Source organism: Sphaerimonospora sp. CA-214678 (assembly GCF_050942215.1).
GTDB lineage: Bacteria > Actinomycetota > Actinomycetes > Streptosporangiales > Streptosporangiaceae > Sphaerimonospora.
On record NZ_CP192056.1, the window covers coordinates 151,469 to 175,801 of the forward strand.

A 24,333-nucleotide genomic window follows, 5' to 3' on the forward strand; every position below is an offset into this window, starting at 1 on the left:
CGCCGGGGGACCGAGGGGTGGTGAGGGCCTTGGCGGGCAGCCTCCTCAGTTTGGAGTTCGACCGGGACACGGTTACCAGAGTGCGGCATCTCGTCACCGGGTCGGCGAGGAAGGCCGGCCTCGCCGGCATCACGCTCGAGGATTTCGTCCTCGCGGTGCATGAGGCGGTGACCAACGCGGTCAGGCACGGCTTTCCGCCCCGCGGCATCGCATTATGGCGGGAGCCGGACACGCTCATCTGCGAGATCACCGACAGCGGCCCGGGCATTCCGCCGGAGGTCTTCCAGCGGCCCAAGCCGGTGGCGCGGTTCGACTACGGGGGACGCGGGCTGTGGCTGATGGATCTCCTCGCTGACCTCGACGTCAGCGCCGGAGCCGACGGCACGACGATCCGGCTGTCCGCGCCGGTCCTGTGATCTGTCCGCGCCGGTCCTGTGATCCTTTCCGCTGGGAGCGAGATCGGATTGAATGTCCTGAATCCAGGCTGAAATCGTATTTGTCCTGCTCTAGCGTGAGGGTTAGCACCGACACGACCTGGGCATTTCTGATCTCATCGACCCGAAGTGCGAGCCGTACGGCATGCCGGGCGGTCTATCCGTGACCGGCACATTCGGTTCACCCGATTACCGCGCGATCCGGGTCAGCAGCCGATCACTTGCTAGGCTGCAGGGAGCCGAAGAACCGGGCGTTGTCTCACCCGGCAGGTGAGACCGTTGAGAAGTGGGGTCACACCGTGAAGAAGCTGCTCGTTCTCGCACTTGTCGCTCTCGGGGGGTTGCTGGTCTGGCGTAAGGTGCAGGCCGACCGCGCCGAGCTCGATCTGTGGACTGAGGCCACCGGTAGCGAGAACTGACCATCTGGATGGGGCGTGATCGTGGCGGAAGGCGCGGGAATGCCACCCGTGAAGCTGGCCTGCCTCGACCTGGCGGGAACCACGATCGGTGACATCAGCATGGTGGAAAGGGCGTTCGCCGAGGCGATCGCCACTCAGGGCATCGTTCCTGGGACCAGTGCGTATGCGCGGGCGATGGTGCATGTGCACAGGTCCCGGGGATGCCCCAAAATCGAAGTCTTCCGGGGGATCTTCCCCGGCAACGAGGTCCAGGCGCAGGTGGCGAACCTGGCGTTCGAGCGATCCTACGAGGGCGCCCTCGAACGGACGGGGCTCACTCCCCTGACCGGCGCCGTCGAGGCCGTGGAGAAGCTCCGCGACGCCGGAGTGAAGATCGCGCTGATCACCGGGTTCAGCCGGTCCACCCTCGGTCGAGTGCTGAGCGCCCTCGGCTGGTCCGACAAGCTGGATCTCGCCCTGTGCCCGGAGGACACCGGGCGGGGCCGGCCGTACCCTGACATGGTCCTCACGGCCCTGCTGCGCTGCGGGATCGACGACGTACGGCAGGTGGCCGTGGCCGGCGACTCGGAGAGCGACATGCTCTGCGGCAGCCGTGCGGGCGCGTCGATCATCGCCGGAGTGCTCACCGGAGTGCACAGCCGGGAGCGCCTGCTGAGCGGCGGCGCCACCCACATCCTCGACTCCATCGCCGACTTCCCCGCCCTGGCCCTCGGCACCGAGGCCGTCGCCCCCACCACCCACTGACGCGCGCCCCATGTCCATCGTCGCCCAGGCGGTGGACACGGGGCGGCGTCGTGGTTAGTCGAGTGGCGCGAGGCCGTACGCTGTTGCTACGGTGTACAGGCCGGACGGCCTTTGCGATCTATCGATTTCCCAGGTCGCGGATCGTTCCCGGAGGGGCCTTAGCTCAGCTGGCAGAGCGCCTGCTTTGCAAGCAGGAAGTCAGGGGTTCGAATCCCCTAGGCTCCACCAGCCAAAACGCCGCTTCTCCGATCAAGGAAAGCGGCGCTCGGGCCATTAACGGGCCATTAGCTCACCGGGACCAACGCGCCCGCGTTGCCGTCGTCATCGTCGTTCTTGTCCTTCTTCCGCTTCTTGGTGTTCTTCGCCTTACGCTGTTCGGCCTGCACGCGAGCGCTCAGCGCGTCAGCGATCCTCTGGTCAGCGTCGCGCGTCGCGTGCTGGTAGATCAGCGCCGCCCGGTCGCTGTCGTGGCCCATCCGTGCCTTGAGGTCGGCGAGGCTCGCTCCTGACTGCGCGGCAAGCGTGTTCCCTGTGTGACGGAGGTCGTGGAAATGCAGGCCGGCAAGGCCCATCTCCTTGAGTGCTTCCGCCCACTTGGCCTCACGGCGGAAGTTGCCGCCGCGCAGGAACGCGCCCCGCTTGCCGAGAAAGACGAACGCGTCTTCCGCCGGGCCGACGAACTCGATGAGATGCGCGGTCAGGGCCGGGACGATCGCCGAGGGGATGCTGACCGTCCGCTTGCCGGCCCGCAACTTGGGCGGTGCGAGCACCATTTCTCCCCCGTCCAACTCGATGAGCTGTTCCCGCACGCGGACGGTTCGCGCTTCGATGTCGATGTCCGATCGCCGCAGCGCGATTGCCTCACCCCAACGCAGGCTCGCGAAGGTGGTCAGCAGGATCAGGGCACGGAACCGGCGGTCGGCCATCTTGTCGGCCAGCTCGAAGACCTGGGAGACGGTGAGGATGAACGGGTCATCGATCGTGGGCGTGTGGGAGCGTTGGAGGCCGGCGAACCGGTCGGCCCGCTCCTGCATCACGCTCACGGCCTCGTCGAGCAGGTCGGCGCATTCGGCTGGATCAGCGGCATACCGGGAGTCGAAGAGTTCCCGGCCGAAGGACAGCTCTATCCGCTTCGGATCGAGCGCCCAGACCTGGACCAGGCCCGCGCGGATCGCGGGGAGCAGGCCGCGGATGGTGCCCCCCACAGGTAGGAGCCCTTGCCCGCCCCGGTCGTGCCCGCGATCAGGACGTGGGTGCCGTGGACCTTCAGCCGCAGCGGTCGCCCGTCTTCGCAGCGACCGATCTCAACCAGCCCTACCCCCGGATCACGATCACCGGGAATGGGGACGGCGGGCAGCGGAACAGCCAGCGGGTCACGCCGAGGGAAGGTCAGCACCAGACGACCCGCCCGCGCGACCGCGACCCGGCAGGAGGGGGCGCCGAACCCGTGGGCCAGGTGCTCGGCTCGATCGGCCCAGTCCTTGACGGCCTGCCCGACAAGCATCTTCACGCTGACGCGGTCAGCCCACGCATCGCAGGTGACCCGGCGGAGGTGGGGAAGGTAGTCCCGCCCGCGCAGGTACCGGCCGAGGCCCGAAACCGTCATGACTGGCTGCCAGTGCCGCCGGTAGACGAACACCAGCCGCCACCAGGCGAGCAGCCTCCAACCCACCAGGCGCAGGAACGAGTCCCGTTCCAGCAGGAACCACGACAGGCCCATTGCCGGGACGAAGGCGGCCACGGTCAATGCCATGGTCCGGCCGTAAAGGATCCAGATCACCCCGAGACCGACCGGCACGGCGACCGCGACGGGGTGCGGACGACGAGGCGGACCAGGCCCGCGACAAGGCGGAACAGCCAGATCACAATGGTGACGATCGCGGGGGGGCGGACGACGGCCGGACGGAACACGACCGCCGTGTCCGGGGTGGTGGAGACGAGGTTACGTGCCTCGTCTCCGGGCGGTTTCTTGAACATTAGACTCGAGTCCTCTCTTGATGTGGTGTCGGGAGAGAGTTCAAGGGGCCGCCGGAAGTTGCCGCTTCCAGCGGCCCCGTCTTCGTGTCAGGCCGCCGTACCGGTCGCCTGCGCGCGCCGGTCGGACGGGCCGGAGAGGTCGGGCGTGGTGGACTGTGTGGCGTGCAGGCGCTCGCGGTCGGCCAGGTAGGACGCGGCGGCGTTGAAGAGCTGTCGGGCGATCTCCAGGTCGGTGGAGGTGACCGCGCCGGACCCGGTGGTCGAGATCGACACATCGGCGGTCTTGCTGCTGATGTCGAGGAAGGCCGCCCCGAGTCGAGAACGCTCGCTCTGACGCGCAGGCCGGGGTGTAGAACGAGACCCCGACGCGCGGCGCTTCGTCGGAGTCGATCGACACCGTGACGTAGGTGTAGGGGTCCCGGCTCACGCCGCCGCCTCCTTACCCGAGCCCGAGCCGGTGGTCTTGGCCGACTGCGGGCGCGGAGCCCGCATCACCCGAGTCGAGATCGAGTAGGCCAGGCGGCCGGTGGCCTGCTGCACGTACGGCTTGACCTCCAGCCCCTCGAACTCCACCGGCGCGATCGGCAGCCCCGGCAGCGACGGCGGGACGACCGGCTGAACCTCACCGTCTTCTGCGCGGCCTTCAGGGAGGGGTCGGCGTCCATCACCGGTACCTGCCAGACCGGCAGCCCGGTGACCTTGTCCTTGGCTTGGGTGTCCCCTTGGCGTCGAAGTCTTTGGCGGCCTGCACCTCGCCCACGACGTAGCAGCCGTGCGGGAACAGCAGCGCGAAGCTGATCGGAATGGGTCCCTGGAGTGCCATGACCATCACCTCCCGTTCACCCCTAGACAGTGATGGCTGGGCGGCTACTCGACGAACTGTCTAGGGGGGTGAACAAGAAAGTGCTTGAGTGCTACAAGAGGCCTTGCGTACGCAGGGCCTCTTTAGTTCAAGGCGGTTAAATCACCATCTACCGAGCCAGAATGACGGTGCGAGATGTTCCCAGGCATCGCGGAGGGGGTGGCTGAACCACACGACGAGGCCGATTCCTCCGCCGATATAGCCGAGCAGAAGCCCCGCGAATGCGATGCCATCGCCCCTTTCGCCGCTCCGCTTGACTTGGTTTCGGGCTACGTGTCCGAAGATCACTGCAAGGATGCTGCCGATCATGCAGAGCCACATAATCCCCAGGACCAGAGAGGCAACTGCAAACCTGTTGGTGGGTGGCAGGACCACGTAGATGGGTTGTGGTTGCTGCGTTGGCATCGGTGAGGGCGAATCGGGTTGTTGGCTGTTATCGCCGTTCTCCCCGGAGGGAACTTGCTGCTCGGCATTCTCTGTCAATCGGGACGAACCTTTCGCGGATCGCTGAGTAGGTCATCGTAGATCCCTGACCCTCGTTCCGCCATATGCCTCTTTCTCTGGCTTCACATCGTTACCTGGACTGCCGTTGCGTCATCGAACGCCTTGCCGCGTGGCCAGCGTTCGCCCTCGGGGTCGGAGTGCTCGGCCTCCCGGACGCGGCGGATCAGTTCTGCCGGGCCGTGCTGGTCGAGGATGTCGAGGGTGTCGTGCCAGGTGGCGAGGTGGAAGCGGTCGACGAGGCGGGATGCGCCGTCGCTGATGAGCGCGGCGGCGCGGATCTTGTCGGCGGGGGCGGTGCCGGTGAGGGCCTGTTGGGCTGCGAGGGGGTCGACGGAGGCGACCCAGAAGCCGCCGTCGCGGTTGCGGTGCGCGCGCAGGGCCTCGACGTACTCGCGGTGTGCGGCAACATGCTCGGGGCTGCTGGCGTCGAGGGCGTCCATGCGCGCCCGGTAGGCCGCGCCGACCTGGGCCTCTCGATCGTCGCAGATCACGATCGGGTCTGCCATGTCGCCGGTGTCGAGGATGAGGACGGAGTCAGCCAGGACGAGCCAGTCCACGGCGTCGCCGGTATGGCGGAGCATGACCACGGTGGCCGAGGGCGAGCCCGGATGGGACAGGTCGCAGGTGGCCTCGTGCAGGGTGGCGACCGTCTTGATGCCGTGGGCGAGGATCTCGGCCAGGGGAGCGGCATCGTGCTTCATCGAGGCGAGCAGGGTCGAGCCCAGGGTGCGGACGTACCAGGTGATGCCGTGGAGACATCCGCAGTCGGAGCCGGGCGGGGTTCCGACCCCGTCCAAGAGGACTGCCGCGTCTGCGGTGGCGGCGACGAAGTCTTCGTTGACGTGGCCGGGGGCCGCTTCGGTGGCCAGGCAGACGCGCACGCGTTCAGTCCTCCTCGTGCCGGTACAGCGGGCTTGCCAGTTCCGCGTTCACTGGTTCCCCCGTGTTCGGGTCGTATTCGACGCCGACCACACAGGAAAAGCGCCGGTCGGCCACCTGCCCCCACAGCGTGGTGATGTCGGTGGTGAGCAGGCGCACGACGCCAAGGGAGCCTTGGGGGTGGATGCCGGTGAACACCAGCACGTTGCCGTTCCCGTCCGGCCGGGCCAGGCGGCCGAGATAGGCGTAGTCGACCGGGCGGGGCGGGGTCGAGTCGGAGCCGGAGCGGTAGACCGTCCCGGTACAGCGGTCGCGCAAGGTCCACGGGCCGTCATCGGCCTTGACCCACTCCAGCACCGGATCGGACTCATACAGGGCGCCCATGACCGGCGACAGCTTGGGCCCGCAGATCACGATCAGGTTGGGCCGGTTGAGGTCGATCTCGCCGCCGAGGGGGACGTGTTCGAGGTCCAGCGACAGGCCGAAGCCGCGGGCGAGGTCCTCGATCCGTTTGGCCGCCGTCACGTCCTCCATCGCGACGACAGGGCGGGCGTTGCCGGCCTCCTGCTTGAGTGGGGTGGCCAACGTGATGGTGCCGGTGCCGAGGAAGACCCCTTCCGGGGCGGGGCCGGTGTGGCGGATCTGATGGATGCGCCCCCGTGACAGGCCGGCCTTCTCGGCGATCTGCGCGTACGACATGCCCTGGGCGTGCAGTTCTTGGATGACCCGGCGGCGCAGTCGGGCGAGTTCGGTGACCTCTTGTTGTGCGGCGTTGAGGCGTTCGGTTGCGGCCCTGAGCAGGAGATAGGGGTCGTCGATCGCGGCGATGCGCTCAAGGTCGCTGGGTGGCACGGTGGTTCCTCCTCGCTGGTGCTCCGCAGAGTCTAGAGCCCTAGACGAAATGTCGTCTATCCCTCTGGATAGGACGGGTTGGAGGGGTTTGCCGGTTTTTGAGTCCACGGCTCGGATCGCTGAGCGTCGGTTGGGGACCCCACGCGGGCTCACGGGTCACCGCGCCATGCCCGACAGTACCGCCGCCCACATCTCATAAGCGCGGGGGATGGGCCAGCGGTGCGTCTCGTGGACCTCGGGGGAGCCCTCCCGCTGGAGGGTGCGGCGGATGAATCCCTGACCGCCTGCCGTGCACAGCTCGTAGACGGCAAGCGGAACGTGCGGGCTCAAGCAGCGATTCAGCGGCATGACGCCACCCCCAACATAGCTGTGACCGGAGCAGTTGCCGGGGCGGCCAGTGTCGGGGTGACCTTGAGCAGCGCCCAGACGGTACGGCCCGCCATGTCGCCGCGCACGCCCCAGGAGTCGGCCAGGCAGGACACCAGCAGCAGCCCGCGCCCGCTCTCCTCGTCGTCGTGCTCGTCGAGGTGCGCGCAGTCGTGAACGACGGCCGGGACGTGAGGGCCGCCCTGGTCAACGACGCCGAGCCAGACCCGGTCGGGCTCGGCCTGGCGGCGCTACGCGCCGCCTCGCGGCCCTGCGCCCGCTCGGCGGCCGGGCATGCGGCCTGGGGGCCGGTCCCTGCCGCCAGCGGCTCAGGCCGCGGACCGTATAGAGAGCGCCCCACCCGCCGCACTCGCCTGCAACGATGATCGCATGAGCGACATGGTCCTTGAGATTGCAGACCTCCGCCGACTGTCTACCCTGCTCCTGGACGCCGTGGAGCGGCGACATGGCGCCCGAATCGACCTCTCACGGTGGAACGTCGACTACTACTGGGACATCCCTCTCCAGGCCGCCTTCGACATCTACAGTGATCCAACCCGACACGTCGGGTGCGGTCAGATCAGTGACGACCTGGCTGAGCTGCACGACGCGCTTGATCGCTCGAAGAATGACGACGTGATCCTCTGGCACGACCTAACGCATCTCTCCGGGCTACTACGAGCCCTGGCCATCGCTGATCTCGCCAACACAGCTTGATCTAAATGCCTCCGGCGGGGGCCTCCGGCTCCGGGATGCCACGGAGCTGGAGAGCGCGGGCCGCAAATGGCTGAGGTGGAGCCGCGCATCCCGCCTGCCCTCGACCCAGGCGGAGCCCAGCAGACCAACTCCTCTGGCCCAAGCCCGTCTGTGCCCCTTGGCGTCCAATGGCCGAGGAACGGCGACCGGCTGACGTACACGCGAAGACGGGCTTGCGTCTCCGTCGCTGGCCCGCTGTCGCTTCGCGATGGGTCAATGGCATACGGGATGCGCGGACGGGGGAGGAGTGTGCGGGCCGCACTTGCATGACACCATCGCCTCATGGAAGACACGCCGGAGTCGTTGCGTGACCGGATAATTGAAGAGATCATGGACGCGCTCGCGCTAGGCGATCTCGGCATACAGTCCGATGCGTACGCCATCCAAAGGAGCTCGGATGGGTCGATCGTCGCGGAATTCTTCGATCAGGATCAGATCTACGTGATCAGCGTCGTGAGTCGTGAGCGCGGAATATCCGCGGAATGATCTTTGCGGCCATGGCTGTCGCAAGGGGCTGAACGCCAGGTCAGAGGCCATGACGAGCCGGGACGCTGTAAAGCCGCCGACAGTTCGCGAGCAGACCAAGGCCGCCGGGTCCCCCTCAGGCGGGTCGACGGCACACGGGATGATCAGGAGAGTGGAGGCGTCCGCGGTCGCGTGGGAAGTTCGCCTGCAGCTGCTCGCGTAGCCCACAAGCGCAGATCACCGATCACCCTGGCCAAGCGATCATCGTCAGCCGCCCCGGCCGGCGCCCACGGCTGAGTCCTCAACTCGCACTCTCCATCGAGATCAGCCCACAGCCACTGAAACGAGTCTCTGATCTCAGGCTCACGAGGGTCCGATGCTTCAAAGAGCCCTCGAAGATCGTCAACCAACTTAGGCAGCGATATCCGGCCCGAGGCGTACAGGTCGAGGTGTTCGACCATGCGGCCGATCAGCGTTCGCTGGTAGTCCTCCACAAGGTCACATTCTTGATCGTATGCAATTAGCGTGCAATTAGTCAGGGGAACGAGGGGGCAACCACGGTTACTCCTGACCGGCCCCACGCCCAGGTCAGCACCACTACGAGCCGTGATCCATGCACTTCCCAAGCTGACAGCCTGTTCTTTCCCGCAGCCCTTACGATCGCCTTGCTGTGGCTGGTCGCCGTACATGGTTAGGGGCGATCGACGGTCCGGGGCTTCGTTCCTCAGCCCCGGACCACCGGAACACCATGTAGGTACGCGGGCGGGCTCCTCGGCGGACCCTCGTGATCGAGTATGGGCTGATGGAGTTGGCGGCGACCTGGTTTCGGGAGCCACCTTGGGAGCCACCCGCATGGACGATCACGAACTGAGCCGAACGAACCTGAACGGCGGGGCGACCGCCGACCAGCACGGCGAACGATCCTGAACGACACTGGAGATCGTTTGGGGACCTACGGATCAGAAGGCCATGCTGTACCGCGTGTAGTAGTCGCCAGGCGGAGTGAACTCCATCCCGTTCTCGTCAAGCGCGTTGTAGATCGTCACTTGGCCGTTCGGAAAGCCGAACCCCAAGGACACGATCGTCCCCTCCACGAGATCCCTGTTCCTCCACATCAGCAGCTCCACTGCCGAACAAGGCTGCCCGACCAGCGCGGTGAGTTCATCCGGGGTGCATCGTCTCGCCACGCGAGGTGAAAGTCCGGCCAGTCCGGCGAGCGCGCTGGATCGATGGTGTTCCAGGTGATGGAGAGCTCGTCCAACTTCCCGTGGTTGATCTCGACCTGTTCGCCCTCGAAGTCCAGGAGGACCGGGCCGTCGGCGAACCACTTGTCCTCGTCAAGGTCCCACACCAGCAGCGCTCGGGTCAGTCGCCGGTCGACGAGGCGGCCCAGTCTCGCCCCATGAGTGGCAGTGATCGCCGAGCGTCCGCTCAACCATTCCGGCCTGTATCGGGGGATTCCGAAGTTGAACATTCAGTGATTGTGCCGGATGCCGTCGCCGGGGCTTCTCGGGCTGTCGGCCTCCGCTCACCCGGTGAGAGCATCAGTCAGGGGGGTGAGACAGCATTGCCGACGAAGTCTTGAAATGCTTCTAACACCTCACCGAGGTTCAGAGGCCCACATGCTCCTTCGAAGTGGATCCCGTTGCTCCAGGCGTGTACCCAGTCATCCTCGGCGCGTTCCACCACTAGGCGGTCCAGCAAGACCCCGGCAAGAGGCGTATTGACGAGGTCGATCTTCAGGTGCCATCCCGGATTGTCCAAGGTGTCGATTGTCACGCCGTAACTGTGCTGCCAGCCGTCATTGCAGCAGGAGGCGTACCAAGACTGAAGGAAGACGAGTGCATCCGTGATCACGTAGTGAGTCTGCCAGCCGTGCCCGTCGCGTGCCCGATGGGGCCGGAAACGAGGGGGAACAGCGGAGAGTCACGGGGAACGCGATCAGCTCCGTGAGCTGCGTATCCGCAAATCGAGCAAGATCGACATGCGTCTTTGCAAGCAGGAAGTCAGGGGTTCGAATCCCCTAGGCTCCACCTCGAAAAAGATACCCCCGCCGGTGATCGTTCGACGGGGGTGAGTGACTAACTGAGTGACTACGCTCTGATCTCGCCAGGGAAGATCTCGTCCATGGCTTCAGCGCCCTCCAGCAGAACGGGCCGTAGCTGCTTCCGGTAGACCGTCTCTGTGACCACCGTGTTGGCGTGGCCCACCAGACGCGAGATGTCTTCGATAGGCACACCGGAGTCCAAGAGCAACGAGACGAAGCTATGCCGCATCTCCTTCGGGGTCCACCTCTCGCTGTCGAGCCCTGCCGCGTGCAGAACCTTCCGGAAGTCGCCCATGCTGGCCGACCTGCTCACGCCCACCCCGTGCCCGGACTGCGAGGGCGAGGGGCAAGCCCTGATCGCCCAGGTGATTGGCCGTGGGCTGCGCCGCCGCACCGTCCAGCAGTACGCCGCGTGCCTGACCTGCTCGGGTACCGGCCACACCCCGAACGGGGGCGAGAGCGCATGACCCTCTTCGGCGCGTTCCGCTGCTGCACCTGCGGCGGTACCGGCCTGGTCAACGACGACCACGGCCAGGCCACCACCTCCCGCGACTGCGACGGCACCGGAATCGACAACCACGACTAACCCACCTGCCCAGAGCTGATCTACAACCCGGAAGGAAGGTCATGGAATCCGACGACTGGAACCCCGTCTCCTGGTGCGTGCTGTGCGGGTGGTTCACCGACGACCCCCGTAACACCACCTGCGACTGCGACGACGGCATTCCCCGCTGCTAGAGACCCGACGTCTCAACCCCTCACCCATACGACGCCTCCACGAGAGCGGACAACGCCTGGCAGCAACCGCCCGTGACCGCGGTACAGGTGTTCAAGCGCCCAAAGGAGACACCAGTATGCGCCACCTCCACCTGCTTGTGGGCGAAGGGGACGCCGATGATCGCTTCATCGTCGCAGGAGTGGCGCTCCTTCCCGAGGTGTGGTTTGACATGCGCGCACTGCGAGCGATAAATGCGTCGCTGGTGTCGTCGAAGATCTCCGTGCCTGTTTTATGCGCTCTGGCTATCCTGATGCCGTTGGCTCCCGCGGTCATTATGCCCAAGCCCGCGAACGTCGTCGTCGGTGCGGTCGTGGCCGCGCTGCTTGTGGTGCCCGTCGTGGTGCTGCGCCGCAGGCGGTGGGCGTCGCGGCTGGGCGCTGCGCTGCTGGCTCTGCTCGCCGTGGCCGCCGTCCTGCCGCCGTTCACCGGGTTCGGTGGGCCGAGCGAGGAGGAGATCCAGCAATATCTCGCGACCCAGGTCGCTGTTGGCGGACCCATCGACTTCGGGTTCGCCGCCTATGGCGGCGCATTGCGGTTCCTGCCCTGGGACGCCAACGACCTGCTACTTCTCGCCGGGGCCTGCTTCGCCACGGCCGCGCTGCTGATGGCGCTCGGCCGCGCCGTCCATCGGAAGGGACGGCGTGAGCTTCGTCCGCTGCGCTGGCGGTGGCCATTGGTCTTGTGGGGCGTCGCCCTGGTGCTGGTGAGCATTCCTCAAGCAATGGTCTGGACTTCCCGCGCCGACGGGTCAGCCGAGTACTCGATCATGATTATGGACGGCAGCTGTTTCGGCGGCATGGAGGAGATCCTGCTCGGGCCCGCGACGGCCGTACTGATCCTGATCCCGCAGCCGATCGTGCTGGGGGTGGGCTTCGGGCTCTGGGTGCTGCTGGCACTCACCGGGCACCGGCCGCTGGGTCGGGTGGTGGGCTGGCTGACGTTGGTGCCTCTGGTGGTCCGTGACCTGATGATGAACTGGATGCCTGTGCTCGGGTGTGCACAGTCTTCGGACGAGGCGACCGATCCCGTCACGATTGCATGGGTCCTGGACACGCTCCTTCCCATCGTCATGGTTCTGCTGGCGGTACGGGTGCGCCGAGCAGCGGCTCCGAAGGAGGAACAACCCGTATGAGCGTGCGCACGCTTGTGCTGCTGAACTCAAGCCCGTAGGTCACCCACATAGGGCCAGTTGGCCGTCGGGCCATCAGCGGGCCATTAAGAACGGCCAACAGGGGTCAGTCACGGTCGCTCGCGGACGGCTGGTCGAGTGACGGGAACCACCGTGAGCAGATGATCCAGCCCTTTGAAGTCCTTTGGATTACAGGTGTAGAGCGGCATCTGATTGGCGATCGCCACGCAGGCGATCATCAAGTCTGCTGTGCGGGGACGCGGTTTGCGGCCTGAGGCGATGACAGCGGTCCAGAGTTGGCCATACTCGCGGGCAGCGGTTTCGTCGAAGGGAAGAGGGTCGAACTCGGCCTCGGCGGCCTGCAGGATCTTCATTCGCTGAGCGAGTTCCTGTGGCCCGGACGCCACGAGTACGCCGACCGACAACTCTGCCGTTGTAATGGCGCTGATCGTCATCTCGTCGGGCAACTCGTCCGGGTCGATCCCAGCGCGCAGGATGAGGATGTTGGTGTCGAGCAGCCCTTGCGTGAGGGTCATCGCTCGCCCTCGGTGAACTCGCCTCTGCCGTACGCGCGATCGTAGGGGTCGTAGAGATCGTCGTTGACGTGTCGGTCCATGTCCTCCCGGTACTTCCGGTCATCGAGACGCGGCATGCCCCGGGACATCGCGGCGAACTCAGCTCGCGAGACGGTCCGGCGCCGGCGCCGAATCGGCACGAGGTCGCCGATGTGATGGCCGTTGCGGGTGACGGCGTACCGCTCCCCGCGTTCAAGCCCATCCATGATCTCTGCAGACCGGTTGCGGAGATCGCGCTGCGAGATCTGATGGGAACGTTCAGGCTCAGAGACGCTCACCGTATTAGTGTAACGAGAGTGTGCCATCTGGTGCTACCGCATAGCACCGTGTGGGCCCGTCGTCGGTACGACCGTTCGGGGGCCGGTGTGGTCGGGCCATCAGCGGGCCTTCAAGGACGGCCAACAGGGGTCGGTCACGGTCGCTCGCGGACGGCTTCTGGCCCAGGTCACGGCCGTTGGCTCTGGTGATCAGGCCGGGGGGTAGGGGGTTCCGGTCTGCAGCGCGTCGGCCATCGAAACGGCGGTTGCGTCCTGGGTGTCGGCGGCTACGAGGGGGACGGGGTGGACCAGAGGGCGCCCTGCCCGCTGGCGGGTCGCGCGCCTGACCGCGGGGCCATTGGCAGGCCACTAAGGGTGGTCGACAGGAGGCGCTCACGGTCACTGGCGGACGGCTCCTTGCTCAGGCCGCGGCGGTTGCCCCTGGTGATCAGGCCGTTTGCAAGCAGGAAGTCAGGGGTTCGAATCCCCTAGGCTCCACTCCACGTCAAAGGCCACCTCCCATGATCAGGAAGTGGCCTCTGTGATCTCGTACAGCGGCGAAATACAGCAACCGCTACGAATCCAATTGCTCACCGAGCCGCTCGAGAGGTCGGAAGCATGTGGAATTCAAATTCGGGACAAAGCGGACTTCTGGGCCGCTTGAGAGGGTAGGGCCAGCCACCGCCGAGCGAGGCGGTCGGCCCGTTCCGAGTCAGGCCGGAATCTGCTTCTCGTACCAGGTGTAGTAGAGGTAGGTGCTGCCGGGTCCGGTCATCGTGCCGTAGACCTGCCAGAAGCTGTTGGGGCCGATCGAGTAGCGGAAGACCTTGTCCCCGGGCCGGTCGTCCACGAACACGCTCTGTGACCCGTTGGACCAGATCCGTACCTCGATGGTGAATGTCGAGGTATCCGGGATGTCGAGGCAGACCTCGTACGTGTACGCCAACGGACCGCCGATGTTGTAGCTGTGACCATCCACCGCCGGCCGCTCGATGTTGGTGGGGACGTAGCTGTTCAGAACCCGTGTGTACCCGCCTGCGGAGCAATCGACTTCGGCGGTGGCTGCGGACGCGGGACTGACGCCGGTGAGCGTGGCGCCGAGGACGCCGGTGGCGGCGAGAACGGAGATGGTGCGCTTCATGCCTCTCCTCATCCGTGCGGTGACCCTCCAACCAAGTGGTTGAAGTCTGAACTGATTCTTACTGAGTTGCCATACCTGGACAAGACTGGGCAAGAATTCGCGCACTTCCGAGTCAAACGGGCCTTGTAAGCCCTTCATCGATGAAGTCGGCCTACGAATCCCCTGGGCTCCATCAGCCAGAGCCCAGCCAGGGGCTGTTCTCCCTACCGGGGCTTTGTCCTGAGCCTGCAGCAGATTGGGGGTAGGTGTCGTCACGTGCCGTCCCACCGTGGTCGAGTGACCGGAACCACTGTGAGCAGGTGATCCAGCCCTTTGAAGTCCTTTGGGTTGCAGATGTAGAGCGGTGGTTGGCCGGCGATCGCCACGCATGCGACCACCGGATCGGCCGTGCGGGGACGTGGGGCCCACGTGAGGGGCCGGCCTCCCGGCGACCTGCGCAATGCGGCATGCGGCTCTTGGACGACCCGGCGGCATGTGTCCCGAAACATAAAACATGTTTGCCGATTGTTTCGGACGCATCATGGTCAGAATCTTGACGCTCAGGGAGGCTTAGCCCTAATGTCCTGGAGCAACGATCGACATGACGTTCCGAAAGTTTCATCTTCAAGAGTGATGTCAGAAGCCTCCGCAGGTGACGCACCAGATCGGCATGGCGGCGCTGCACCTGTCCGGCGTGCTCGCGATCCGGAGTCTGGAGTAGCACGGCACCGTCGCCGTCCTACGTTTCGGGCAAGCGCCGGAAACGTACGTGGTGCCCGGCGAGTGCGGCACATCCTCTTGATGCCGGGCCGCGCGTCACATCCCTGACCCCAGCAAGCGAAAAGAGGTCGCCGTGAAGTTCCGCAAGGTCTCAGCGGTCGTGTTCGCCGCTACCGCGGCCTTCAGCATGGCAGCGTGCTCAGGCTCGTCGTCCGGGGGGACTTCCTCCGGCGGGTCGGACGGCTCGTCGTTCGAGTTCTGGTCGTTCACCGGGATCGACGCGAAGGGGTCCGCCGCCGAGTACAAGGCGAAGAGGCCGGACATCCAGATCAAGCTGACCGAGGTGGGGAACGCGCAGGAGACGGCGCAGGCGCTCACGACGGCGCTGGCCGGCGGCAAGGTGCCCGACCTGGTGCTGATCCAGGGCGACGACCTGCCCAAGTTCGTCCAGCAACCGCAGAACTTCGTCGACCTGCGCACGATGGGCGCCGACAAGATCAAGGGTGACTACCTCGACTGGGTGATCAGCCAGCCCACGGCCAAGGACGGCTCGATCATCGGCATTCCGACCGACGTCGGCGGCATGGCCATCGCCTACCGCGCCGACCTGTTCAAGGAGGCCGGGCTGCCGACGGACCGTGAGGAGGTCAGCAAGCTCTGGCCCACCTGGGACGCCTTCATCGAGACCGGCAAGAAGTACACGGCGGCCACCGGCAAGGCGTTCGTCGACAACGCCGGCGGGAGCGTGTACTCGCAGGTGGTCAACCAGGGGCAGGAGAAGTACTACGACCCCGCGGGCAATCTGGTGTACGAACGGAGCCCCCAGGTCAAGGCCGCCTTCGACCTGGCGCTCAAGGCCGTGGCCGCCGGGATCACCGCCAAGCAGAGCACCTTCACCGAGGGCTGGAGTGCCGGGATGAAGAAGGGGGACTTCGCCGTCATCGCCGCACCGGTCTGGATGCTCGGCTCCATCCGCGACAACGCCCCCGACACCAAGGGCGATTGGGACATCGCCACGATCCCCGGCGGCTCGGGCAACTGGGGCGGCAGCTTCCTCGCCATCCCCAAGGGCGCCAAGAACCCGAAGGCCGCCTGGGACTACATCGCCGCCACGCAGTCGCCGCAGGGCCAGCTCGACCACTTCGCCCAGGCCAGGTCGCTGCCCGCGACCCCGTCGGTCTACAAGGACCCGAAGCTCACCTCGGCGAAGGACGAGTTCTTCTCCGGCGCGCCGATCGGCAAGATCTACACCGACTCTCTGCTCGGCCTCAAGCCGTTCCTCATCGGGCCGGACAGCACCACGATCGGCACGGAGTTCACGAACGCCATCACCAACGTCGAGCAGGGCAAGGGTGATCCCGCGACGGCGTGGGACGCGGCGGTGGCCAACATCAAGACCGCGATCGGCGGCTAGGACCCTTCACGAACGACGTCGGCGCGGGTCGTCTCCACGGCCCGCGCCGACGGCGGGGAAGTGAGCAGACCGTGACGACGAGCATCAGCCCCACCAAGGTGGGCCTGCCCCCCGTCCCGCCGGTGGAGGGGGCGCGGCGCAGTTTCACCGAGATCGCTGCCCCCTACGCCTACATCACCCCGTTCTTCGTGCTCTTCGCGGTGTTCGGCCTCATCCCGCTGCTGTTCACCTTCTACGTGGCGTTGTTCGACTGGAACCCGATCGGCGAGCACGTGTTCATCGGTCTGGACAACTTCAGCCGACTGATGGGGGATGGACGGTTCTGGAACGCGGCGCGCAACACCGTGAGCATCTGGCTGCTGTCCACGGTGCCGCAGTTGCTGATCGCGCTGCTGCTCGCGCACATGCTCAATCACGCACGGCTGCGCCTCGCTGTGTTCTTCCGCATGACGATGCTCGTGCCGTACGTCACCTCGGTGGCCGCCACCGCCATCGTGTTCGCCCAGATGTTCGACCGCGACTACGGGTTGCTGAACTGGTTGCTCAGCCTGGTGGGCGTCGAGCACATCGACTTCAACCAGTCGGTGACGGGCAGCCATGTGATGATCGCCGTCATGGTGACCTGGCGGTGGTTCGGCTATACGGCGCTGCTCTACCTGGCTGCCTTGCAGGCCGTTCCCCGAGAGATCTATGAGGCGGCCGCCGTCGACGGAGCCGGAGGGGTGCGGCAGTTCCTGCACATCTCCCTCCCCGCGTTGCGGCCGATCATCGTGTTCACGATCGTGACCTCGACGATCGGCGGGCTGCAGATCTTCACCGAGCCCCTGCTCGTGAACCGCGGCTCGCCCAATACCTGCGGGCCGATCCGTCAGTGCCAGACGCTCACTCTGTTCCTGTTCGAGCAGGGGTTCACCCAGTTCAAGTTCGGTTACGCCGCGGCGATCGGCGTGGCGCTGTTCGTGATGGTCGTCGGGTTCGCCGGCCTCAACTACTACCTGTCCACCCGGATCCGCCCGGTCAAGGGCTGAGGAGACGATCATGAGTGCGAGGAGACCACGCTCCGGCGATCGTGTCCGATGGTGGGCGTACGCGGTGCTCGCGCTCGCCGTCTTCGGCTGTCTGTTCCCCCTGTACTGGATGTTCGTCGTCGCCACCACTGACACGGCGACGGCGATACAGTTGCCGCCCGAGATCGTGCCGGGGGGCAACTTCTTCCACCTCGCCGGCCTGGTGTTCTCGACCGTGCCGTTCGTCCGGTCGATCATCAACAGCCTGGTCGTGGCCGGGGTGATCGGCGTGGGTCAGGCGGTGCTGTGCGCGCTGGCAGGCTTCGCGTTCGCCAAGATGCGCTTCCGTGGCCGCGACGCGCTGTTCCTGTTCGTCATCCTGACGATGACCGTGCCGACCCAGCTCGCCATCGTCCCCCAATATATGATCATCTCGTCGCTGGGCTGGGTGGACACGCTTCAGGCGCTGATCGTCCCAGGCCTGGCCAACGCCTTCGGCATCTTCTGGATGCGCCAGCACATTTCCTTCACCATCAGCGACGAGATTCTCCAGGCGGCCCGCATCGATGGGGCGTCGACCTGGCAGATCTTCTGGCGCATCGCGTTCCCGCTGGTACGTCCCGCCGCTTTCGTGCTGGGTCTGCTGGGTTTCGTCACCGCGTGGAACGACTTCCTGTGGCCGTTCGTGGTGCTGAAGTCGCCGGAGATGTACACCGTCCAGATCGCGATCAAGGCGCTGCAGAACAGCTTCAACATCGATCTCGGGCTCGCCATGTCCGGCTCCTTCCTCGCCACCCTCCCGTTGCTCGTGCTTTTCGTCTTCGTCGGGCGGCGCATGGTGGCCGGGATCATGAACGGTGCCTTCAAGGGCTGAGGCCGCCGCGCACCGGGCCGCGGCGGCCACCGCGGAGATTCAGGAGGCGGCCCCGCGCGGCGTTACGCCGCCCGAAAGCCCACCGCCGGCCCCACCGCCGGCCCGGCGCCGCGTAGGACTGCGCGGCGTCGCGCTGCGGTTCGGTCACGAGCGTGCGATCAATCCGTGCAGGTGTGCCGGTGCCGTTGAGGCGGGTGGCGGTGGACCCGGGTTCCCCTGCTGCCGCGGAGCGACACCGCCTGGTCGCGTTCCAGAACTGTGACCCACGCCGATCCCGGACGCGTCGAGGATTGTGCGACCCCGCTATCTCATCCTTGCTGCTGCAGGATGATGCGGCCCCTCCATTGTCGGAGGGGCCGCACAGTGTCCCTTCGCCGGTCAGACCACCGTGCAGGGGACTCCGTTGAGGGTGAAGGAGGTCGGCTTGGCGGTGTTGCCGGTGTGCGTCGCCTGGAAGCCGATTTCGAGGGTGGCCCCGGGGGCGAGCGTGGCGTTGTAGCTGACGTTGCGTGCGCTCACCTGGCCGCTGGAGGGCGAGTAGGTGGCGTTCCAGCCCCCGGTGATGGTCTGGCCGGAGGGCAGGGTGAAGACCAGGGTCCAGCCGTCGATCGCCGAACTTCCGGTGTTGGTGATGCTGATGCTGGTGGTGAACCCGTTGTTCCAGGAGTTCATCGTGTAGCTGACCCGGCACGGCCCCGTCCCGGGGTCGCCGGTCGGCGTCGGGCTGGGCGTCGGGCTTGGCGTCGGGATGGGCGTCGGGCTCGGCGACGGGTCGGGGCCGACGCCGGTCACGAAGGTCATCATGCTTCGAGCGGGAAGCGTGAAAGTGAGGGAGCCGTTCGATATGGCGGTCGTTCCCTGAGGCGCGACGTTTCTGCTCGCGTCGGTAAGCCAGGACGAGGCGCTGGTCGCGGTGCTGTTCCCCAGATTGAACTGCTGGCTCACCGCGGAGGTTCCCTTGTTCAGGGCGACGATGACGATCCTGGAGTCACTGCCCTGGTACGCCGAGACGTACACGTTCGACGCGGGGTTCGCCGTGGCGTCGATCCGTACGTATCCGGGACGGACGAACCTGGCGAAGTGCGCCATCATGGCGCCGCGTTTGCTGATCTGGCCGTCCTCCCGCATGGGGCCGTAGCTGCGCCGGATGTACCACCAGACGTATGTCTGGAACTCGGCGTCCACCATGGCGTGGTGGATGTGCTCGCCCACGTCGAGCGCCTGAGGCCAGAGGTCGGCCGAGTCGCTGCTGTTGGGGTAGTAGACCTCGGTCATCCAGAGTTCTTTGCCCGCGCCCTTCTGCTTGAAGAGGGGGTAGGGGAAGTTCGAGTACGACGTGCCGTAGAGGTGGGCCCCGATGATGTCCACGTTGGCGAGCGCCGTGGAATCGTTGAGTATCGGGTCGGACATGTTCTTCAGGTACTGGAAGGACTCGGGCGCGATGACCTTGGTGTTGATGGAGCCGGCGTTCTCCCGCAGGAACCGGACCATTTCCGTGGGAGTCCACCATGTCCAGTCGTGTGCGTAATCGGGCTCGTTCTGCACCGATATGCCGTACAGGTTCACCCCGTTGTTCTGCATGTACGTGGTGAAGGCGTTCAGGTGCTGCGCATAGGCGCCGTACATGTCGTACCTGAGGCGTTTCGCGTTGGTCTGACTGCCGCGAACGAAGGTTTCGATCATGTTGGAGGGAGGGTTCCACGGCGATGCGAAGACGAGCACCCCGAGCTCGGCCGCACGTTTCGCCGTCGCCAGGTCGCGGCCGAAGTCCGACTGGTTCTCGGGGACGGGGATCCGCAGTACGGAGAACCCCAGCTGACCCTCGCCGGTGCCGAACGCGGTGTTCCGCTGGGCGGCCGTCAGGTCGCCGATCCAGGCCGCGTGGGCCATGCCGCCGAAGCCTCGGATCGTCTGCCGTCGCGCCGACGGGTTGATGTAGGCGGTGGCAGCCGCGGCCTCGGAGGCGCCCATGATCGACGTCGCCGCCGTGATGACCGGCAGGGCCCCCATCGTCGTCAGGACGCTTCTCCGGCTCAGCAATCGCCGCTCGCGGCTCACGGGCTCGTTCTGGTCTTGCGTCATGTCTCTTCCTCTCGGCTGGTGGTACCGGCACGCGCCTTTTCGATCCCCGCTGGGCGGGTCGGTGCGGCCTCCGGTGTCGCCACTGGGATGGACCTCGATAGTGTTAGCGTTAACACTCTGGTTCTGATCGGCTCCCGAAATCATTGGCGTTGATATCGCCTCGAATGGACCAGCACGCGAGCGCGACGGAATGCGGATCGCTGAGTTGGCCACGCGGAGGGGTGACACTTCACCGGAGTCTGGTTCCGCCCTCGGCGGGGGGTCAAGAATGAGCGGACCGGCAGGCAGGCGAAGTGTATTGATGCCTGGTCGTACCTGAAAATTTCAGCTCGGGAATCCGCCGTCCGGCCTCGGTTCAGCCTGGTCACCGCCGTTCGTCACCGTGGCCGACCGGTGGGCTGGACGCACGTTGATCAAAGGGGAGTGCGCCGGTGCGAGGCCCGGCTCTCAGATGAAGTTCGAGGCCTGGGCGCGAGCCTCGGCCACGGCCTGGGCAAGGGAGTCGAGGAGGTCTCTCAGCGCGGCGATGGTCGGTTCGTCGGTGAGCCGTCCATCGGTGATCTTCCGCGTCGCGAGCGGGATCTCGAGCCCGTCCGGCAGGACGTTCGCACCCATCACCGTGAGCGTCTCCCTGAGCCACGCCTGGGCCCGGTTGCCGCCGGTCGACGCCGTGGACGCGCTCACCAGTGCGACCGGCTTGTTCGCGATCTCTCCGCCGCCGACCATCCACTCCAGCGCGTTCTTCAGCACTCCCGACGTCCCGTGGGCGTACTCGGGCGTCACGATGAGCACGCCGTCCGACTCGCCGAGCCGGGCCCGCAGCTCCGCCACGACGTCGGGCAGGGCGTACTGCTCCTCGTCCGCGTTGAAGAACGGCAGCCGTCCCAGGCTCGGCTCGATGGTCAGTTCCCATGGGGGCGTGAAGAGGCCGGCCGTGGTCCGTAACACGGCGGCGTTGAGCGACCTGGCGCGCAGGCTGCCGCACATTCCAAGGATTCTCATCCTGTGAACCCGCTCTCGTGAGGCTGTGCCGTGAAGGTCACCGGCAGGGCGGACAGAGCACGTGACACGGTGGACGGGCGGTACGCGGGTTCACCGTCCAGCGCCAGCCCGGTCAGCTTAGCGAAGACCAGTGGCACCGCGATGCGTGCTTCCAGGCGCGCCAGCGGCGCGCCGAGGCAGTGGTGGATGCCGTGGCCGAAGGCGAGGTGGGAGCGTTCGCCACGGGTGATGTCGAAGTCTTCGCCGTTCGGGAAGCGTTCAGCGTCGCGGTCGGCGGCGGCGACGCTCAGCGCGACGGCCTCACCCGCCGGAATGGTCACGTCGCCGATCGTGACGGGCACCCGGGTGAAACGCCAGATGGCGTTCTGGATCGGGCCGTCCCAGCGCAGCACCTCCTCGATGGCGTCCGGCCAGCGCTCCGGCTCGCGGTGCAGCAGGGCCAGCTGGTCGGGATGGCGCAGCAGCGCCAGGACGCTGCTGCCCAGCAGGTTCACCGTCGTCTCGTGGCCCGCCGACAGGAGCACGGCGAGCATGGCGACCAGCTCGTCCTCGCTGAGCCGGTCGGACTGGTCGCGGGCGTCGATGAGCGCGGACGTCAGGTCGTCTCCGCCTTCGGCGCGCTTGCGTTCGACCAGGGCGGCGAGGTAGGCGTGCACCTCCTGGAAGGCGGACATGGCCGCCTCCCGGCTGTCCTCGTCGTTGCTCATCACGGCCTCGACGGACCGCCTCAGCCGTTCGCCGTCCTCGGCGGGGACGTCCAGCAGGTGACGGATGACCTCCATGGGCAGCAGCGCGGCGAACTCCGTGGTCAGGTCGGCGTGTCCGGCACGCTCGCCGCCGCGCCGCAGCAGACCGTCCAGCAGCCGGTTCGCCGTCTCCTCGATGCGCGGGGCCAGGGCCTCGATGCGGCGCGGCGTGAATCCCTTGGCCACCAGTGCCCGCAGTCTGGTGTGCCGCGGCGGGTCGGAGACCAGCATCGAGTCACCCATGCCGATCACCACGTCGCCGGTGATCGGCACCCGCCCCTCGCGGAAGGCCGTCCAGGTGGCGGCCATGTCCTTCGAGTACGAATCGGTGTCGAGGAAGGCGCGGCGGCAGTCCTCGTACCGATTGATCATGAATGCCTCGACCCCGCCGGGAAGCGTGATCCGGTGGGCCCTGGCGTCTTTTCGCAGCGCCGCGTAGGCCGGGTATGGGTCGGCGACGAACTCGGGAGTGAACAGCGCGGCGGCGTGCGCCGGGCAGGTGGTCATGGTGGAAACCCTTCGGAGACTGTGAGAACCCTTCGGGAGGTGAGCATCTCGACGGCGACGGCGACGGCGACTCGGGTGCGGGTCGACGTCAACGGATCGACGGTCAACGACTCGACGGTCAACGACTCGGCGGGTCGACGCCGACGACTCGATGAAACGAATCAACGGATCGACGGATCCCGGATCACCAGACGACGGGAAGCCTCCGCACTCCGTACAGGACCATGTCGTGCCGGAACGGGAGCTCGGCGAGCGGTCCGGCCGGACGCAGGTCCGGCAGCCGCTCGAACAGGCCGCGGAACACCTCGCTGAGCTCGACCCGGGCCAGGGTGGCGCCGATGCATTTGTGGAAGCCGTGGCCGAAGGCGAGGTGGTCGGTGGTGTTCTCGCGGTGGATGTCGAAGACGTCGGCGTCCTCGAAGACGCTCTGGTCGCGGTTGGCGGCGTTCAACATCACCAGGACGCCGTCGCCGGCCTGGATCCGCTGTCCGCCGATGACGACGTCCTCGACGGCGGCGCGCGGCAGCCCCGCGTGGTTGATCGACAGGTAACGCAGCAGCTCCTCGACGGCGGCAGGCATGAGCCGCGGGTCACGCCGCAACTCGGCCAGCTGGCCGGGGTGTTCGAACAGGGTCACGGCGCCGATGCCGATCATCTGGGCCATGGTGTCGTACCCGGCGAGCAGCAGCAGCGCCGCCATGCCCACGAGCTCCGTGTGGGTGAGAGCACCGTCGGCGGCACGCGAGACCATGCGGCCGAACAGGTCGTCGGAGGGGTGCAGCTCCTTCGCTGTGACCAGGCGGTCGAAGTATCCCATCAGCTCGATCGCGGCCCGTTCCGCCTGCTCCGGCGTGCTGCTGCGGTCGAGGACGGTGTCGGTGAGGGTGACGAACAGCACGTGGTCCTCGAAGGGCACCCCGAGGATCTCGCAGATGGTCATGGCGGCCATGGGCAGTGCGAACTGGCCGACCAGGTCGGCCGATCTCCTGCCGTCGGCGGTCATGTCGTCGACGAGCCGGTCGAGGATGCGGCGCATCGCCGGCCGCAGCGCCTCCATCTGGTTGATCAGGAACTCGCGGGTCACGAAGCGGCGCAGCCGCCCGTGGTCCGGCGGGTCGGACTGCATGAAGAAGCCCGGGGGCGGCGGCACGTCGCCGGTGACGTACGTGGGGAAGCCCGGTGTGCGCGGGTCGGAGCTGAAGGCGCGGCTGGTGAGGACGGCACGCACATCCTCGTGCCGGGTGACGACCCAGGCGGTGTCCCCCCGTGGTGTGCGGACCTGGAACACCGGGCGTTCACTGCTGAGCGTCCGATATTGCGGCGGCGGGTCGAGCGGGTGATTTCGGGGCATCGGGAAGTCGGGCAGTGTCGTGGTCATCGCATCGGCTCCAGGGGGCGGTAACGGCGTTTCGGCGGACGTGCGGAAGCAGGGCCGTTCCCACGCACGGTCACGGTTCGGCCACGCATGGTCACGGTTCGGGCACGGGTCCGGGGCACGGCTCAGGTACGGCCTGCCGCGATCAGCGGCGCCAGCGCCTCGGAGAGCGACCCGAGCACGGGGTGATCCCACAGCAAGGTCGGCTCGACCTCGATGCCGTAGTGGTCCTCGATGTCGGCGCACAGGCTCAGCGCGTGCACCGAGTCCAGGCCGTACTCCGACAGCGGCAGGTCGGAGCGGATCTCCGCGACGGGGCATCGCGCATAGTCGGCGACGCGGGCGCACAGCCACTGCCTTATCTCCTCGGCCGGGATCGCCGGATCCGCCGGGGCGGGCTCGTCGCGCCGCTGCTTCGCGGATGTCGTGGCTTCTGGCATGT

General features: G+C 66.6%; 34 protein-coding genes and 1 tRNA gene. 12 read left to right on the top strand and 23 right to left on the bottom strand.

Features of this window, described 5'->3' with window-relative positions:
• Nucleotides 1-20 precede the first annotated feature (20 nt).
• The 4 genes from ACQP1K_RS00685 to ACQP1K_RS00700 all read left to right on the top strand — a co-directional run bounded on the left by ACQP1K_RS00685 (nucleotide 21) and on the right by ACQP1K_RS00700 (nucleotide 1,825).
• Nucleotides 21-416: an ATP-binding protein gene (locus ACQP1K_RS00685; RefSeq protein ID WP_433501676.1), complete on the top strand. Its 396-nt coding sequence runs from the start codon at nucleotides 21-23 to the stop codon at nucleotides 414-416.
• Nucleotides 417-688: 272 nt separating this feature from the next.
• Entirely contained in the window at nucleotides 689-853 is a 165-nt protein-coding gene (locus ACQP1K_RS00690) for a DLW-39 family protein (protein WP_160330452.1), read from the top strand.
• A gap of 39 nt (nucleotides 854-892) precedes the next feature.
• Nucleotides 893-1,597 carry an HAD-IA family hydrolase gene (locus ACQP1K_RS00695; RefSeq protein WP_433498914.1) on the top strand — a complete coding sequence of 235 codons (705 nt, stop codon included), beginning with the start codon at nucleotides 893-895 and terminating at the stop codon, nucleotides 1,595-1,597.
• Nucleotides 1,598-1,749: 152 nt separating this feature from the next.
• Nucleotides 1,750-1,825: transfer RNA gene (locus ACQP1K_RS00700), tRNA-Ala, on the top strand.
• A 56-nt stretch (nucleotides 1,826-1,881) separates the two neighbouring features.
• Here the strand turns inward: ACQP1K_RS00700 and ACQP1K_RS00705 are convergent.
• The 11 genes from ACQP1K_RS00705 to ACQP1K_RS00755 form a co-directional block, all read right to left on the bottom strand.
• Nucleotides 1,882-2,802: a site-specific integrase gene (locus ACQP1K_RS00705; protein WP_433498915.1), complete on the bottom strand. Its 921-nt coding sequence runs from the start codon at nucleotides 2,800-2,802 to the stop codon at nucleotides 1,882-1,884.
• Complete coding sequence (locus ACQP1K_RS00710) at nucleotides 2,721-3,350, bottom strand: hypothetical protein (protein WP_433498916.1); 630 nt, start codon at nucleotides 3,348-3,350, stop codon at nucleotides 2,721-2,723. Before ACQP1K_RS00710 ends, ACQP1K_RS00705 begins: the two co-directional genes overlap by 82 nt.
• Before the next feature lie 23 nt (nucleotides 3,351-3,373).
• Nucleotides 3,374-3,574: a hypothetical protein gene (locus tag ACQP1K_RS00715; RefSeq protein WP_433498917.1), complete on the bottom strand. Its 201-nt coding sequence runs from the start codon at nucleotides 3,572-3,574 to the stop codon at nucleotides 3,374-3,376.
• Between the two features lie 87 nt (nucleotides 3,575-3,661).
• Complete coding sequence (locus ACQP1K_RS00720; RefSeq protein WP_433498918.1) at nucleotides 3,662-3,847, bottom strand: hypothetical protein; 186 nt, start codon at nucleotides 3,845-3,847, stop codon at nucleotides 3,662-3,664.
• A 150-nt stretch (nucleotides 3,848-3,997) separates the two neighbouring features.
• The gene (locus tag ACQP1K_RS00725; protein WP_433498919.1) at nucleotides 3,998-4,147 is read right to left on the bottom strand and encodes a hypothetical protein; all 150 of its coding nucleotides are present in this window, start codon (nucleotides 4,145-4,147) and stop codon (nucleotides 3,998-4,000) included.
• A gap of 91 nt (nucleotides 4,148-4,238) precedes the next feature.
• Nucleotides 4,239-4,397, bottom strand: a complete 159-nt coding sequence (locus ACQP1K_RS00730; RefSeq protein ID WP_433498920.1) for a hypothetical protein — start codon at nucleotides 4,395-4,397, stop codon at nucleotides 4,239-4,241.
• 141 nt (nucleotides 4,398-4,538) lie between these two features.
• The gene (locus tag ACQP1K_RS00735; protein WP_433498921.1) at nucleotides 4,539-4,919 is read right to left on the bottom strand and encodes a DUF4190 domain-containing protein; all 381 of its coding nucleotides are present in this window, start codon (nucleotides 4,917-4,919) and stop codon (nucleotides 4,539-4,541) included.
• An 83-nt stretch (nucleotides 4,920-5,002) separates the two neighbouring features.
• The gene (locus tag ACQP1K_RS00740; protein ID WP_433498922.1) at nucleotides 5,003-5,821 is read right to left on the bottom strand and encodes a protein phosphatase 2C domain-containing protein; all 819 of its coding nucleotides are present in this window, start codon (nucleotides 5,819-5,821) and stop codon (nucleotides 5,003-5,005) included.
• Between the two features lie 4 nt (nucleotides 5,822-5,825).
• Complete coding sequence (locus ACQP1K_RS00745) at nucleotides 5,826-6,671, bottom strand: sigma factor-like helix-turn-helix DNA-binding protein (RefSeq protein WP_433498923.1); 846 nt, start codon at nucleotides 6,669-6,671, stop codon at nucleotides 5,826-5,828.
• Between the two features lie 156 nt (nucleotides 6,672-6,827).
• Nucleotides 6,828-7,019: a hypothetical protein gene (locus ACQP1K_RS00750; RefSeq protein WP_433498924.1), complete on the bottom strand. Its 192-nt coding sequence runs from the start codon at nucleotides 7,017-7,019 to the stop codon at nucleotides 6,828-6,830.
• Complete coding sequence (locus ACQP1K_RS00755) at nucleotides 7,010-7,153, bottom strand: hypothetical protein (RefSeq protein ID WP_433498925.1); 144 nt, start codon at nucleotides 7,151-7,153, stop codon at nucleotides 7,010-7,012. Before ACQP1K_RS00755 ends, ACQP1K_RS00750 begins: the two co-directional genes overlap by 10 nt.
• A gap of 274 nt (nucleotides 7,154-7,427) precedes the next feature.
• Between ACQP1K_RS00755 and ACQP1K_RS00760 the strand changes: the two genes are divergently transcribed.
• Both ACQP1K_RS00760 and ACQP1K_RS00765 read left to right on the top strand, forming a co-directional pair.
• Entirely contained in the window at nucleotides 7,428-7,754 is a 327-nt protein-coding gene (locus ACQP1K_RS00760; protein WP_433498926.1) for a hypothetical protein, read from the top strand.
• 321 nt (nucleotides 7,755-8,075) lie between these two features.
• A complete protein-coding gene (locus ACQP1K_RS00765; RefSeq protein ID WP_433498927.1) occupies nucleotides 8,076-8,279 on the top strand; it encodes a hypothetical protein in 204 nt (67 codons plus the stop codon).
• Between the two features lie 938 nt (nucleotides 8,280-9,217).
• On the opposite strand, the gene ACQP1K_RS00770 is transcribed toward ACQP1K_RS00765, so the two are convergent.
• The 4 genes from ACQP1K_RS00770 to ACQP1K_RS00785 form a co-directional block, all read right to left on the bottom strand.
• Nucleotides 9,218-9,373, bottom strand: coding sequence for a hypothetical protein (locus ACQP1K_RS00770; RefSeq protein ID WP_433498928.1), 156 nt, complete (start codon nucleotides 9,371-9,373; stop codon nucleotides 9,218-9,220).
• Nucleotides 9,373-9,732 (bottom strand): hypothetical protein, encoded by a 360-nt coding sequence (locus ACQP1K_RS00775; protein WP_433498929.1) that lies wholly within the window; start codon nucleotides 9,730-9,732, stop codon nucleotides 9,373-9,375. The genes ACQP1K_RS00770 and ACQP1K_RS00775 overlap by 1 nt, the downstream gene beginning before the upstream one ends.
• A 74-nt stretch (nucleotides 9,733-9,806) precedes the next feature.
• Entirely contained in the window at nucleotides 9,807-10,115 is a 309-nt protein-coding gene (locus ACQP1K_RS00780; RefSeq protein WP_433498930.1) for an immunity 53 family protein, read from the bottom strand.
• A 236-nt stretch (nucleotides 10,116-10,351) separates the two neighbouring features.
• Nucleotides 10,352-10,579 carry a tyrosine-type recombinase/integrase gene (locus ACQP1K_RS00785; RefSeq protein WP_433501677.1) on the bottom strand — a complete coding sequence of 76 codons (228 nt, stop codon included), beginning with the start codon at nucleotides 10,577-10,579 and terminating at the stop codon, nucleotides 10,352-10,354.
• Here ACQP1K_RS00785 and ACQP1K_RS00790 point away from each other — a divergent pair.
• From ACQP1K_RS00790 to ACQP1K_RS00800, 3 genes are all read left to right on the top strand, one after another.
• A complete protein-coding gene (locus tag ACQP1K_RS00790; protein ID WP_433501683.1) occupies nucleotides 10,479-10,772 on the top strand; it encodes a hypothetical protein in 294 nt (97 codons plus the stop codon). The genes ACQP1K_RS00785 and ACQP1K_RS00790 overlap by 101 nt on opposite strands.
• Nucleotides 10,769-10,891: a hypothetical protein gene (locus tag ACQP1K_RS00795; RefSeq protein WP_433498931.1), complete on the top strand. Its 123-nt coding sequence runs from the start codon at nucleotides 10,769-10,771 to the stop codon at nucleotides 10,889-10,891. The genes ACQP1K_RS00790 and ACQP1K_RS00795 overlap by 4 nt, the downstream gene beginning before the upstream one ends.
• A gap of 268 nt (nucleotides 10,892-11,159) precedes the next feature.
• The gene (locus tag ACQP1K_RS00800) at nucleotides 11,160-12,215 is read left to right on the top strand and encodes a hypothetical protein (protein WP_433498932.1); all 1,056 of its coding nucleotides are present in this window, start codon (nucleotides 11,160-11,162) and stop codon (nucleotides 12,213-12,215) included.
• A gap of 107 nt (nucleotides 12,216-12,322) precedes the next feature.
• Here ACQP1K_RS00800 and ACQP1K_RS00805 read toward each other — a convergent pair whose 3' ends face one another.
• From ACQP1K_RS00805 to ACQP1K_RS00815, 3 genes are all read right to left on the bottom strand, one after another.
• On the bottom strand, nucleotides 12,323-12,748 hold the full coding sequence (locus ACQP1K_RS00805; protein WP_433498933.1) for a type II toxin-antitoxin system VapC family toxin: 426 nt from the start codon (nucleotides 12,746-12,748) through the stop codon (nucleotides 12,323-12,325).
• Entirely contained in the window at nucleotides 12,745-13,065 is a 321-nt protein-coding gene (locus ACQP1K_RS00810; RefSeq protein ID WP_433498934.1) for a type II toxin-antitoxin system Phd/YefM family antitoxin, read from the bottom strand. The genes ACQP1K_RS00805 and ACQP1K_RS00810 overlap by 4 nt, the downstream gene beginning before the upstream one ends.
• A 691-nt stretch (nucleotides 13,066-13,756) precedes the next feature.
• On the bottom strand, nucleotides 13,757-14,185 hold the full coding sequence (locus tag ACQP1K_RS00815) for a hypothetical protein (RefSeq protein ID WP_433498935.1): 429 nt from the start codon (nucleotides 14,183-14,185) through the stop codon (nucleotides 13,757-13,759).
• An 832-nt stretch (nucleotides 14,186-15,017) separates the two neighbouring features.
• Here ACQP1K_RS00815 and ACQP1K_RS00820 point away from each other — a divergent pair.
• From ACQP1K_RS00820 to ACQP1K_RS00830, 3 genes are all read left to right on the top strand, one after another.
• Nucleotides 15,018-16,298: an ABC transporter substrate-binding protein gene (locus ACQP1K_RS00820; RefSeq protein ID WP_433498936.1), complete on the top strand. Its 1,281-nt coding sequence runs from the start codon at nucleotides 15,018-15,020 to the stop codon at nucleotides 16,296-16,298.
• Between the two features lie 71 nt (nucleotides 16,299-16,369).
• Nucleotides 16,370-17,326 carry a carbohydrate ABC transporter permease gene (locus tag ACQP1K_RS00825; protein ID WP_433498937.1) on the top strand — a complete coding sequence of 319 codons (957 nt, stop codon included), beginning with the start codon at nucleotides 16,370-16,372 and terminating at the stop codon, nucleotides 17,324-17,326.
• Nucleotides 17,327-17,336: 10 nt separating this feature from the next.
• On the top strand, nucleotides 17,337-18,179 hold the full coding sequence (locus tag ACQP1K_RS00830) for a carbohydrate ABC transporter permease (RefSeq protein WP_433498938.1): 843 nt from the start codon (nucleotides 17,337-17,339) through the stop codon (nucleotides 18,177-18,179).
• Nucleotides 18,180-18,557: 378 nt separating this feature from the next.
• Here ACQP1K_RS00830 and ACQP1K_RS00835 read toward each other — a convergent pair whose 3' ends face one another.
• From ACQP1K_RS00835 to ACQP1K_RS00855, 5 genes are all read right to left on the bottom strand, one after another.
• Nucleotides 18,558-20,261, bottom strand: coding sequence for a cellulose binding domain-containing protein (locus tag ACQP1K_RS00835; protein ID WP_433498939.1), 1,704 nt, complete (start codon nucleotides 20,259-20,261; stop codon nucleotides 18,558-18,560).
• 447 nt (nucleotides 20,262-20,708) lie between these two features.
• Nucleotides 20,709-21,263 carry an NADPH-dependent FMN reductase gene (locus tag ACQP1K_RS00840; RefSeq protein ID WP_433498940.1) on the bottom strand — a complete coding sequence of 185 codons (555 nt, stop codon included), beginning with the start codon at nucleotides 21,261-21,263 and terminating at the stop codon, nucleotides 20,709-20,711.
• The gene (locus ACQP1K_RS00845; protein WP_433498941.1) at nucleotides 21,260-22,516 is read right to left on the bottom strand and encodes a cytochrome P450 family protein; all 1,257 of its coding nucleotides are present in this window, start codon (nucleotides 22,514-22,516) and stop codon (nucleotides 21,260-21,262) included. The genes ACQP1K_RS00840 and ACQP1K_RS00845 overlap by 4 nt, the downstream gene beginning before the upstream one ends.
• 184 nt (nucleotides 22,517-22,700) lie before the next feature.
• On the bottom strand, nucleotides 22,701-23,894 hold the full coding sequence (locus ACQP1K_RS00850; RefSeq protein ID WP_433498942.1) for a cytochrome P450: 1,194 nt from the start codon (nucleotides 23,892-23,894) through the stop codon (nucleotides 22,701-22,703).
• Nucleotides 23,895-24,016: 122 nt separating this feature from the next.
• The gene (locus ACQP1K_RS00855; protein WP_433498943.1) at nucleotides 24,017-24,331 is read right to left on the bottom strand and encodes an acyl carrier protein; all 315 of its coding nucleotides are present in this window, start codon (nucleotides 24,329-24,331) and stop codon (nucleotides 24,017-24,019) included.
• Nucleotides 24,332-24,333 lie beyond the last annotated feature (2 nt).